Annotated in this window: 6 protein-coding genes; 5 read left to right on the forward strand and 1 reads right to left on the reverse strand. The window is 46.2% G+C overall.

Annotated features, from left to right (window positions below; all coding sequences use genetic code 11):
- Positions 1 to 33: 33 nt before the first annotated feature.
- Positions 34 to 7275: a gliding motility-associated C-terminal domain-containing protein gene (locus H6571_13005; protein MCB9324651.1), complete on the reverse strand. Its 7242-nt coding sequence runs from the start codon at positions 7273 to 7275 to the stop codon at positions 34 to 36.
- Positions 7276 to 7589: 314 nt separating this feature from the next.
- On the opposite strand from H6571_13005, the gene H6571_13010 reads away from it, so the two are divergent.
- From H6571_13010 to ruvA, 5 genes are all read left to right on the forward strand, one after another.
- Positions 7590 to 8723: a CapA family protein gene (locus H6571_13010; GenBank protein ID MCB9324652.1), complete on the forward strand. Its 1134-nt coding sequence runs from the start codon at positions 7590 to 7592 to the stop codon at positions 8721 to 8723.
- Between the two features lie 400 nt (positions 8724 to 9123).
- A complete protein-coding gene (locus H6571_13015; GenBank protein ID MCB9324653.1) occupies positions 9124 to 9642 on the forward strand; it encodes a dihydrofolate reductase in 519 nt (172 codons plus the stop codon).
- A 216-nt stretch (positions 9643 to 9858) separates the two neighbouring features.
- The gene (locus tag H6571_13020; protein MCB9324654.1) at positions 9859 to 10674 is read left to right on the forward strand and encodes a hypothetical protein; all 816 of its coding nucleotides are present in this window, start codon (positions 9859 to 9861) and stop codon (positions 10672 to 10674) included.
- Positions 10675 to 10892: 218 nt separating this feature from the next.
- On the forward strand, positions 10893 to 11762 hold the full coding sequence (gene lipA, locus H6571_13025; protein ID MCB9324655.1) for a lipoyl synthase: 870 nt from the start codon (positions 10893 to 10895) through the stop codon (positions 11760 to 11762).
- Between the two features lie 78 nt (positions 11763 to 11840).
- Positions 11841 to 12431 carry a Holliday junction branch migration protein RuvA gene (gene ruvA / locus H6571_13030; GenBank protein MCB9324656.1) on the forward strand — a complete coding sequence of 197 codons (591 nt, stop codon included), beginning with the start codon at positions 11841 to 11843 and terminating at the stop codon, positions 12429 to 12431.
- Positions 12432 to 12717: the final 286 nt, after the last annotated feature.

Consider the following 12717-nt stretch of genomic DNA (forward strand, 5'->3'; position numbering starts at 1 on the left):
ATGTAAGTTGGTCTGTTAAATTTAATAAGTTGCCTACCTCATCAAAATCACATCTCCGGAGTAGATTTCCGTCTCCCCATCTATGAATTCGATCTCGGCCACATAAACAAAAACACCTGAATTCATTGGGTTGCCACGGAAACTACCGTTCCACCCATAATCCTCGGCATTGGTCGGGAATTGGTACCTTTCAAAAACCAGTTCCCCCCAGCGGTTCATAATGATAAAACTCTTCACCTTGACCACATCATTGCCTGAATATATTACCAATAAATCATTGTTGCCGTCGCCGTTGGGCGAAAAGGCATTGGGAATGAAAACTCTCCTGGTTTTATCCACAAAAACGGTGATATCGTCCGAAGTGGCACAACCTTGTGAATCCACAATATCCAGTTGAAAGGAGGAGGTGTTGATCAAAGCAATGGTCAGCGGATCGAAGCAGTCCGGGCACCACAACAGGTCGCGATTCGACCAGTTCAGATTAGCAATGGAAGCTTCCGGGAAGTTGATCACGGGCTGCAGATGAACGCTATCCCCAAGCTGGATGAAAATATCTTCGCCCAGATCGAGCTGCAATTCAATACCTTGCTGAATGATGACTGTGGTATCCCACTGGCAACCATTGGCATCCTCTGCCGTGATATCATAACTTCCTGCCGGGAGGCTGGTGAACTGGGTATTGGAAGAGAAAGGCTGATCATCGAACGCATAAAGTATCTGAAGCCCCTGGTTTTGGGCGGCAATGCTGATGAAACCATTGGATTCTCCATAACACCCGGCGTCTTCAGAAAAGACATTAAAGTCAGTAGGAATAGTAGTCACCTCTGTGACAAAGGTGGCATCGCTGGCTGTACAGCCGTTATTGTTGTTGGTTACCGTAAGGTAATAATTGCCCGGCCCGCCAATGAGTGGACTGAGAGTGTTGGTTCCGGAAAGGATTATGCCGGTTCCGGGCACCTCCGTGGACCATTCATAGGAGTATTGCCCACCGGTGGATGACCCTTGCCCATTGAGGGGAAGGGTGGTTTCATTACAGTCGAGTTGCATCTGCTCCCCGGCATCAGCCACAGGCGGGGTGAGATCCGTTGAAACGATCATTTCATCCGTATTGAAACAACCATTAGTGGTGTCTTGCACCATCAGGGAATAGGCTCCGGGAGCGTTTATCGACAATGTATTCTGATTAGCTCCGTTCACCGGATTGCCTGTAGGGTCGAACCATTGGTAAACAATGGAGGGGCCGGATTGAGAACCTGACCCGTCAGCCAGAATACTATTGATTACACAGGTGATGGTGCCATCCTCTCCGGCATTGGCCACCGGATAATTTTCGTTATTAAGTAAAACTAAAGTGTCAGAAACAAAACAGCCTGTATGTTCATCCGTTACCACCAAAATATATGATCCTTCTGTATTGGCTTCATAAGTGTTGGCCACAGCTCCGTTGATGACATTGTCATCTAAGTACCATGCATAGGAAATTTCTCCTCCCGAGCTTGAAGCGGTGCCGTCAAGCGTGGCGCTGGTAATGTTGCAGTCCAGCTGGTTTTCACTTTGTAAAACAGCCTCAAGTCCCGGAGAAAGATTTTGAGCCACAAAAATGGTGTCGGCGCTGGAACAGGCATCCTGAATAGCATTGAGAATATACATGCCTGGCTCCGAAGCTTGTGCCGTGACCTGGGTGGAAATCACTGCTCCGTTGAAAATCCACTCATAGGTAACCGTTCCGTCGGAAGTGGTCTGGTTTCCGTCAAGGGTGACGGAGGTAGTGGCACAGGTCAGGGTATCCGTTACATTGGCAAGGGCAGTAACCCCAACAGGCGCTGCCAGGGAAGTGTCGATCGTACCAAGACAACCATTATCATCGCGGACTTCAAAGCTGAATGAAGCGGCAGCCAGGTTGTTGAAAATGGCATTATTGGAAAATCCCTGTCCATCGATCTGGTATTCGTAGGGTGCTTGTCCGCCAATGCCTACCAACGTAATGGAACCATTATCCAGACCGCAAAGCGGATCCATGGCAAGGGCGACTGAAAGCCCCGGTAATTCGTTTATGGTAAAGGTCACCGGAGTTCTCGAATCACTGACGCAACCGTTCACAAGGTTACGGGTTTCTGCATGGTAAGTCCCTGCTACGGAAGGCGTGAATGAAGTAGAACCTGCCAGCAGCAATGTTCCGCCGGCGGCGGCATCGTACCAGTCGACCGTTTCCCCGGCTCCTACGGTAACAGAGAGTGCAGGGATGATCTCTCCCTCACAAATGGATAGATCCCCAACATTTACAGGTTGATTCACCACCGGACAAGGGCAGTCAGGCGCTGTGATCGTAAAATCAGCAGAACAGGTCGTGATTGTATTAATTGCCGTTAACATGAGGTCATTGTTGACCGTGATGCCTGAGACGGTGAATGATCCTCCTCCATTATCGGTTACGGTACCTTCACTCACCGTTAAATTGTCGGCATTGAGAAAGGTAACCGTTGCAGAGTAGGTCAGTAAATCGTCAGCACAATCTGTTTGAGTCCCGTTCAGCAAGACAACAGCAGGGTGGATCGTCAGGGTTACAGGCGTCCGGGTCGCACTGAGACAGCCACTGACAATGACCCGGGTTTGAGCGTAATAAGTTCCGGCGACTGTAGGTTCAAAAGTAGTTGAATTGGACAAAAGAAGGATACCCCCGACAGGAGCGTCATACCAATTCACTGTTTCTCCCGGTCCTACGGTAACACTGAGTATCGGGATAACCTCATCGCCGCAAATGGTAAGATCGCCATCGCTGACAGGTGGATCCACCACCGGACAGGAACAGTCAGGCGCCGTGATGATGAAATCATCTGTACACGAGGTGGCTGCATTCCCGGCTGTGATCATAAGGTTATTGTCTGTATCTATTCCGTTTATGGTGAAAGATCCACCTCCGTTATCAACAATAGTACCCTCACTAACCGAGATATTATCCGCATCCGCAAAAGTAACGGTTACGGAATAAGTTTGTAGGTTCAGGGCGCAATCAGTCTGGCTGGAAGCCAGGGTAGGCAATGAATCCATAGTCAGCGTAACCGCCGTCCGGGTCGCACTGAGACATCCTGTATTGATTTCACGGGTCTCCGCATAATAGGTGCCCACCGTTGCAGGGGTGTACGTTGAGGAACCGGCAAGGAGTAAGGTGCCCATTGTAGTAGCATCGTACCAATCCACCGTTTCTCCGGCTCCCACAGAAACACTCAAAGCGGGAATGGCATCCCCGGTGCAGAACGAAACATCGCCTGCGCTTACCGGTGCGTCAATGACGCCACAGGAACAATCAGGAGCCGTGATGATAAAATCATCCGTACAAGTTGTTACGGCATTACTTGCCGTGATCATCAGATCATTATTAACGGGCACCCCTGTAATCGTAAAGGATCCCCCCCCGTTATCTGTTACGGACCCTTCACTCACAGAAATATTATCCGTATTATTCAAAATAACAGTAACTGAATAAGTGAGCAAATCTGCAGCACAGTTTGTTTGGGTATTCGTCAGCGTTGGCAGAGGATTGATCGTTAGGGTGACCGGAGTTCTCGTCGGACTCAGGCAGCCGGAATTGATCTCCCTGGTTTCTGCGTAATAAGTTCCTGCTGCCGTGGGGGTAAAGGACGGTGAATCCGCCAGCAGTAACAGGCCTCCATTGGCCGAATCGTACCAATCGGCAGTCTCACCTACTCCAACCGTTACACTCAAAGCAGGTAAAGTCTCCCCGGCACAAATGGCTATATTGCCATTGCTGACCGGGGCCAGCGTATTCGGACAATTACAATCCGGGAAGTTGATGGTAAAATCATCATTACAGGAAGTAATTGTATTATTTGCTGTAATGATCAGGTTGTTGTTAATGTTTATGTCAGCAATGGTAAAAGATCCACCTCCGTTGTCCACTAAACTTCCTTCGCTGACCACAATATTGTCTGCGTTAGAAATGGAAACCGTAACAGTATAGGAAAGCAGGTCGGGGGCACAAGAGGTTTGAGCATTATCCAATACCGGCAACGGATTTATGGTAAGCATCACCGGCGTTCTGGTGGCACTGACACATCCGGTGGTAATTTCGCGGGTTTCAGCATAAAATGTTCCGGCATTTGCAGGAGTAAAAGTTTGGGAATCTTCCAATATAAGAATTCCTCCGGTCGCCGAATTGTACCAATCTACCGTCAGGCCCGCGCCAACCGAAACACTCAGCACAGGAAGGGCATCCCCGGCACAAATCGCTTCATCCCCGGCACTTACCGGGGCATCGAGATCCGGGCAATTGCAATCAGGCGCAGCGATGGTAAAGGCGGCCGAACAGGAAGTGCCCGAATTCATGGCAGTAACGACCAGGTCATTATTGATGTCAATACCTGAAATGGTAAAAGATCCGCCTCCGTTATCCGTTACAGTACCTTCACTCACCGTTAAAATGTCGGCATTAGTAACTGTAATGGATACGGAATAGGTGAGCAAATCTGCAGCACAGCTTGTGAGCGTATCAGTCAATACAGGTACAGGAGAAATGGTTAAGGTTAAAGAGGTACGCGTATCGCTCAGGCAGCCCGTAGAGATGTCTCTGGTTTCTGCATAATAGGTTCCGGCGACCGTGGGTGTGAAACTGGTTGATCCGGCCAGCAGCAAGGTACCTCCGGTTGAAGCATTATACCAATCCACCGTTTGGTTCGCACCTACAGTGACCGTCAAAGGAGGAATGACATCTCCCGCACAGATGGACACAGGTCCATTGCTCACGGGGGCATTAATGTTGGGACAATTACATTCCGGTGCGTCAAAGTCGAAACTATTAAAACAGCCGGTGGAACTGTTGGAAGCCAGGACAGAAATGTTGACGTTGATGTCAATATTGGAAATAACGAACAGTCCTCCTCCGTCATTGACCACATCACCATCACTTGCCGTGACGACATTGGCATTGGATACGACAATTTCGATCGTATAGGTCGATAGATCCTGTGAACAATAAACCAGGAAATCAATGAGGGCAGGGAGCGGCGACAGCGTAAGGCTTACAGCCGTTCTGCTTGAACTGGAGCAGCCGCTGACAATTTGGACGGTTTCCGCATAATACGTTCCCGGTCCTGGAGGAGTGAATGTTGTGGTACCTTGTGCAAGTAAGGTTCCTCCAATGGCGTTACTGTACCAATCTGCTGTTTCCCCGGGACCTACCGATACGCTCAATGGCGGGATCGGATCCCCGACACAAATCTGAACATTTCCGTTACTCGAAGGAGGTAGAATGGTTGGGCAAAGACAATTAGGGGCAGGAATGACAATGTCGACCGAACAGCCCGTTGAGGTGTTAATGGCCGTTACGGTCAAATCGTTATTCACATCTACTCCGGTCACGGTAAAACTTCCCACGCCATTATTGACGAAGGAGCCTTCACTGACCATAATATTATTTGCATTGTTGAGGGTTATGTCCACCGAATAGCTCAAAAGATCCGCAGCGCAATTGGTCAGCGCAGCGACCAGTGAAGGCAAGGGATTTACGGTTATGGTGAGCATGGTGGCAGGGCCTTCGCACCCGGCGGCATCAGATTCTGATACCCAGAAGGAATAACTTCCGGTACTTGAGGTGTTAAGGGTTGGAGTAAATGTATTCCCATTCCAAAGAGAAAAAACATTGCCCGCTGATGGATCTGCATTGTACCAGTTGAAAACGCCTCCCGATCCGGAAGCAGAAAGCGTAGGGGCCGGGTCATTTACACATACATTAACCATCTGGTCTGTACCGGGAGCCCCCGGAGGTTGATTTACGGTAACGACCACCGTTGCAGGCTGGCTTTCGCAACCCAGGGCATTACTTTGGGTGACCCAGTAGGTAGTGGTGCCGGGGTTATTGGTGTTCGTAGGGGGCATAAAAGGACTTCCCGTGCCAATGGGGGTGGGCGACCCTGAATTTGGGTTACTGTCGTACCAGTTGATCGTCCCTCCTGATCCCGTGGCGGTAAGAAAAGGAGGGGCTTCATTCATACAGACAGGAGCAGGCGTTGAAACATTAGGCGTTGATGGAGTATTGTTGACGGTAACAGTAACCTGAGAAGAGGGCCCTTCGCATCCATCTCCGGTAGTTTCGGTCACCCAAAAATTATAAACTCCAGGGATAGTTGTATTGATTCCAGGGGTGAAAGGGGAACCTGTTGCTACAGGAGACGGATTCCCTACCCCGGGGTTTGTATTGAACCAGTTTAGGGTACCTCCGTTACTTGCAGTCGCCGTAAAAGTGGCGGTTTCTCCCTGGCAAATATTAATAGAGGAGGGATTTACGTTTGGTGCCGGGGGGGAATCAAATACCGTTACATCTACCGTACTGCTCTGCGGGCAGACTCCTCCGGTGGTATATTGAACCGTATAGGTTGAACCGCTCACTGCATTGGAGATTACCCCTGATGAGGCCCCAATGGTGGCGCCATCCCCGGGATTGGGATTAAAAGTAAAAGTTCCTCCCGTTTGGGCGATCCCTGAAGGCCCGTTGGTTTCTCCGGCACAAAAAGAATTGAAATTAAAAGCCGGGTTACCCTGGTTCAGGGTTATCGGGCCGCCTGCATAGGAAGCACTACAACCGTTACCGTCATCGGTGATCTGGATGCTGTACGAATCTCCGGTATTCAACCCCGAGATGGTTACAATTTCCATGGAGGGCCCTGATTGGGTGAGGGTTCCAGCTCCGGTATTGATCACGGTATAAACGCCGGGGAAATCCTGTGGGTATCCACCGGAAATGGTGATGGTTACTTCGCCGGTACAAGTGTTCACACTTTTTGTGAAATCAATTTCAAACAGATAGGTGATCTGGTACAATTCGTTCAGATTCATATCGTAACAATCATCTCCATTAGAATCGACGTTAAATCCGCCGGAAAAATTATTGTCAACCGTCAACGGAGCGATCCAAAAGGTGTTGATACCGTTCAAAAAAGGCACAACGCCACCCTCATCGTTTTCCAGCTGGAAATTTTGACCCGTCCAGGCGCCTCGCCAGCAGGGATCAGTAGTGTCGAAGGGGTCTATGGTAGGGGCGCAATCAAAAATAGCCCACATCAGGGCCGGATTCGGTCCAGGAGGCAAAACAAAATCGCCGTTATTGATGATGCCGACCGAATCTCCGTAACAAATGACAAAGGGATTGGTGCCTCCACCTTGATAAGTAACAGTGGAAGTTCCGGCATAAGCATCACATTGTGCCATTGAGGGTACATACAACAATGGCAATAGCAGGAGGGTTAAAATGAATGATCTCATTAAAGTGCTCTTTTTTTAGTGCTGATTTTTGGATGTCAAGTTGCTGATTTTGCTAATTTCGTTGACCAAAAGGCAAAAAACGAAGCAAATTGTTGTTTTCAGATGGCATATGAAGCGCATTATGCTTTGGGACATAAGGTATGAGATGCTCATCCCTGTGTCCGAAAATGGTGTTTCTGGTTACCTGAACGATAAGGAAAATCCTGTGACTTATGAGACGAAAATAACAGTAAAAACGGCTATTTTATGATTTCCCTACCGATAAAGATACGTAGAATATGATTAATGCTGCTTAAGAACTTTAATGCAAAATAATGATGTGTAAACTTAAATACGTTTTTTCGGCTGTATTATTTTGCATTACAGCAGCTTCTGCTTTTGGGCAGTCAGACAAAAAAATAAAAATAATTTTCGCCGGAGATATTATGATGCACCAGGGACAGCTGGAGTCCGCTGAGGTGAAGGGGAAGGAAATGTACGATTTTTCGGAATGTTTTAAGTATATACGCCCGGTGTTGCAGCAGGCTGACCTGGCTATCGGAAACCTTGAACTCACCCTTCCCGGAAATCCTCCGTATTTGGGCTATCCCATATTTCGAAGCCCGGATATGCTGGCCGGAGCATTGAGATCTGCCGGGTTCGATATGATGCTGACTGCCAATAATCATTCAAACGATGCATTGCTGGAAGGCCTCCTGCATACCATAGAAGCTTTGGATAGCGCCGGGTTTTACCAGACAGGTACTTTCGAGAGCGAAGAAGACCGCGCTGCTTTTTACCCGCTTGTGGTGTATAAAAAAGGCTTTAAACTCGTTTTTTTGAATTATACTTACGGAACCAATAACCCTCGTGACTTTCCGCCGGCGATTGTCAATAAAACGGATGAAACCCAAATTGAAAAGGATATGAAAGAAGCCAGGGCATTGTCGCCTGATGGTATCATCGTTTGTATGCATTGGGGCAAAGAGTATACGGAAGAACCTCTGGAAACGGAAGAAAATTTAGCGGCTAAACTCTTGGAATGGGGAGCCACAATGGTCATTGGATCACATCCTCATGTGGTGCAACCGGTGAAACAGTTTAAAACAGGGGAAAGACAATCAGATACCAGGCTGGTGGCTTATTCCCTGGGGAATTTTATTTCAGGCCAGGTAAAACTTCATACTGATGGCGGAATTTTACTGGAAGTGGAGCTGACCAAAAATGAAAACCAGCGTAAAGCTTACATTTCAGGGTATAATTTTATCCCCATTTGGCGCTATGTTCACAAAGGGGACAAAAAAGTATTCCAGACCCTTCCCATCTCCATGTTTGAAAACGAAAATAATCTATTGGATATGTCGAAAACCGACAGGGCCCGGATGATGTCTTATGCAAAATACATCCGTGATAAGATGAATGCTTTTAATTGCCGGGAAAGAAAAATATCTTTGCAGGATATAGAGTAGGAACATTTAAAATTACTGTTTTCCATTGATTTACAAGATTAAGAAAGTCAATTTGTTTTTCCATCGTTCCAAAGAAAGGGGAATTTTTAAAAAAAATATTCAACCCGCTATGGGGTTGCCGGAAGATTTTTACTTTATCCCTTCAGGATTATTTTTATTGGAAGCTATATCCCGAAGGGATTATATGACAATAACATTGGATGAAGTCCAGTGAAAAAATAAACCGACTACAACCCCGAAGTGGGTTGAATGATTTACTTGAATTTACCCCTGTGTTTTAAGGAAATATTAATATTTATTTCATATTATTGATAATCAGTCGGTTAATTTTTTTGTAAAAACAGGGAGTACTCATGGTTGCTCCCAGACTTATTTATCAATTTTAATTTTTTTATTTATCATGATGGTATCCGCAATTGTAGCCGTGGCTGAAAACGGGGTGATCGGCAGAGACAATGACATTCCCTGGCGACTTTCCAACGATCTGAAGTATTTCAAGAGAACAACGCTTGATCATCATATTATCATGGGGCGCAACAATTTTCTTTCCATAGGAAGGCCCCTTCCCCAACGAACCAATATCATTATCACAAGAAATCTTTTTTATGCTGTCGATGGCTGCTTGATCGCCCATTCTGTGGAAGAGGCGCTGGGAATAGCTTTTGAGAATGGGGAAGAAGATGCTTTTATTATTGGCGGAGCAATGATCTATGAACTCAGCATGCCTTATTGGGACCGGCTTTATCTTACGAGGGTTCATGCGGAGGTGGAAGGTGATGTTTTTTTTCCAAAGCTCGATATGGACGAATGGGAACTTGTTTCTTCTGAGAATCACCATGCAGACGAAAAAAACGAATACGATTATACGTTCCTGGTTTATGAGCGGAAGGGAAATGAGGATGCAGAAGAGGAGGAATAGTCTTCTTTTTGACCATAGGCCCCATTTCTTTAAGCATTTTTCCTTTAATTTCCATAAATTTATCCTTGGGACTGCCTAATGCACCTGGTAAACAAACCGCGTTTTGAGACTGTTTATCCTAGTAATGAGATGAACTTTTTACAAATTTCGATGGCTCATCAGGCTCAGGGGCTGTCTAATTATAGGGTGTTGTCAATCATTTTTAAAAATCGACGCATGAAAAAAAAATTCTTTTTCCTTGTTCTGACGGCCATTTTTATAGTTCCTGCTTTTGGACAGACCCAGATTCCCGTAGGAGAAAACTTTTATGAGGATGGAACCGGGATCATTTATTCCAGGGAAATCAGTGTCGATTTAAAGATACTCCAGACCAATGGATGGGCACTGGGAATGAATTTCGGCACGCTGAGGACGTTTTATAAGACCAGGTTTTATAATGTCGAGTTCGGAGAAATTAAAAACCCCCGTGAATACCGTCAAAGTTTCGATTATTTCCAGGGAAACACTTTTAGTGATGTATCCCGGCCTTTTATTTTCGGAAAACAGAATAAATTTTTCGTTTTGCGTGCAGGCATTGGAGAGAAGCTTCTTTTGTCTGAAAAAGCACGCAGAAAAGGACTTGCCGTGGGGGTCAGTTACGAAGCGGGGCCGTCTTTGGGTATTTTAAAACCTTATTACCTGGAATTTTTGGTGCGGGTACCCGATAGCGGAAGGATCATAAAATTGAGCGAAAAATATGCTGTTGAGAATGAAAGTCGTTTTCTGGACATTGCCAGTATTTACGGCGGAGCCGGTTTTGCCAAAGGCTTGTCTGAGATTTCCGTGGTACCTGGCGGGCATCTCAAAGGGGCATTACATTTCGACTGGGGTGCTTTTGATGCTGTCGTAAAAGCCCTTGAAGTAGGTTTTGTGGTCGATTTTTATTTTAAAACAGTTCCCATTATGGTTGACTCTCCGAATTTGGAGAATGTTAAAAATTCGCCTGTCTTTGCAAATGTTTATATAAATTTGCAGCTTGGGAAAAGGAAATAAGGACGAAACAGGAACAAAGATGTTACTAACCTTTTGGCCCTTGATTCATTTCATTCTGGCTACCATCTAAGGAACGATGAAAAAACAAATTGACATTCTTAATCTTGTAAATCACTGAAAATCAATACTTTTAAATTTATCATTTTAAATTTCACATTTCCCAAAGGATGGCTCTTGCCAGGATTTTGCAAGGCTTCCGGATATAGATAAAAAATTACATGCAAGAATTACCAATTGTACAGAAAGAACCCAGGCCTAAAAAGCCGGACTGGTTGAGGGTTAAACTGCCCATGGGGGAAGATTACAGGAATGTCAGGAGTATCGTAGATCAATACAAACTGCATACTATATGCCAGAGCGGTAATTGCCCCAATATGGGCGAGTGCTGGGGCGCCGGAACGGCAACCTTTATGATTTTGGGAAATGTATGTACCCGCTCGTGTTCTTTTTGCGCCGTAAAAACCGGGCGCCCGACAGAATACGATGAAGAGGAACCTTTACGGGTGGCGGAAGCCATAAAACTGATGCGCGTCAAACACGCTGTTTTGACTTCTGTCAATCGGGACGAGCTCAAGGATAAAGGAGCGGAGATCTGGTACCAGACAGTTAAACTCACCAAAGAATTTTCACCTGAAATTACTATAGAAACATTGATTCCGGATGTTCGGGCCGACTGGGAGGCATTGGAGCGTATGATCAGTGCCGGACAGGAGGTCGTTTCTCATAATATGGAAACAGTGGAATCCCTCTACCGTAAGGTGAGGCCTCAGGCTAGATACGCCCGCAGCCTGGAGCAGATCAAACGTACAAAAGCATACGGCAAGCGCACCAAATCGGGCATTATGGCAGGGCTGGGCGAAACAGATGAAGACGTATGGCGCCTGATGGATGATCTCCTGGAGCACGGTTGTGATGTCCTTACCATTGGCCAATACCTTCAACCTACAAAGATGCACCTCGATGTGGTAACATTTGTGCATCCCGACAAATTTGCCGAATACAAGGAAGTAGGTCTGGCTAAAGGATTCGACGTGGTGGAAAGTTCCCCTCTCGTACGCTCATCCTACCACGCAGAAAAACATTTATAAACGGTTATTCATTGCTCGTTTCTGGATACTTTTTTCTGCCAGCAACCAGCAACCAGCAACCAGTAACGAGCAACCAGCATGATCACCTACATAAAAGGAGCCATTACATTCAAGAATCCTGCTTTTATCGTCGTCGAGGCGGGAGGTATAGGTTACCATATCAATATTAGTTTGCATACCTATTCCCAAATTGAAAAACTGGAGCAGGTCAAAATCCTTACTTACCTGAATATTAAGGAAGATTCCCATACCCTGTATGGGTTTGCCGAACACAATGAGCGCAGCCTTTTTACTTTGTTATTGTCTGTAACAGGCATTGGGCCGAGTACCGCAAGGCTTGCACTTTCTTCCATGACCCCTGAGGATCTTAGAAACGCCATATTATCTGAAAATGTGGCGGCCTTCAAGCAGGTCAAAGGAGTCGGTCCCAAAACAGCAAAACGGATCATCCTGGACCTGAAAGACAAACTGCTCAAGGAAAGCGGTGATGAGCTAATTACTTTTTCCCCACAAGACAATACAATCAGGGATGAAGCGTTATCTGCAATGTTGGCTTTGGGATTCAACAGGATCCATGTTCAAAAAGCGCTCAATAAAATATTGAAGGAACAATCAGATGTTGATTCAGTAGAATCATTGATTAAAATTGCGCTAAAGAGACTATCATAATACCTTCTTAAGCATTTCTTGCAGGGACAGCCGGACGGTAAGTGCTCCGTGGTTTTCAAAACTCCGTAGCGCTTACCGTCCGGCTGGCTTTTGTCAGAAAGTGCCCCTATTCCCTATGTGGCGGCCCCGGCAAAAGAATTTCTGGTTGTTAAAATCTGAAATTCAACTTGTTAAGGGTATATTTGCCCCCCGGAAGAAAATCCATGTGTTAAAGTTTTTTGGTGCGATAAAACAAAGATGATGTCTTCGTTTGTATTTTGAAAAAATATACTATCTAATTATAAAG

This window comes from Lewinellaceae bacterium (assembly GCA_020636105.1).
In the GTDB taxonomy this organism is placed as follows: Bacteria; Bacteroidota; Bacteroidia; order Chitinophagales; family Saprospiraceae; genus BCD1.

Bases quoted from the DNA above. Each gene is read 5' to 3' on its own strand.
- lipA (MCB9324655.1), top strand. From the start codon at position 10,893: ATGCAAGAATTACCAATTGTACAGAAAGAACCCAGGCCTAAAAAGCCG.
- H6571_13010 (MCB9324652.1), top strand. From the start codon at position 7,590: ATGATGTGTAAACTTAAATACGTTTTTTCGGCTGTATTATTTTGCATT.
- ruvA (MCB9324656.1), top strand. From the start codon at position 11,841: ATGATCACCTACATAAAAGGAGCCATTACATTCAAGAATCCTGCTTTT.
- H6571_13020 (MCB9324654.1), top strand. From the start codon at position 9,859: ATGAAAAAAAAATTCTTTTTCCTTGTTCTGACGGCCATTTTTATAGTT.
- H6571_13005 (MCB9324651.1), bottom strand. From the start codon at position 7,275: ATGAGATCATTCATTTTAACCCTCCTGCTATTGCCATTGTTGTATGTA.
- H6571_13015 (MCB9324653.1), top strand. From the start codon at position 9,124: ATGATGGTATCCGCAATTGTAGCCGTGGCTGAAAACGGGGTGATCGGC.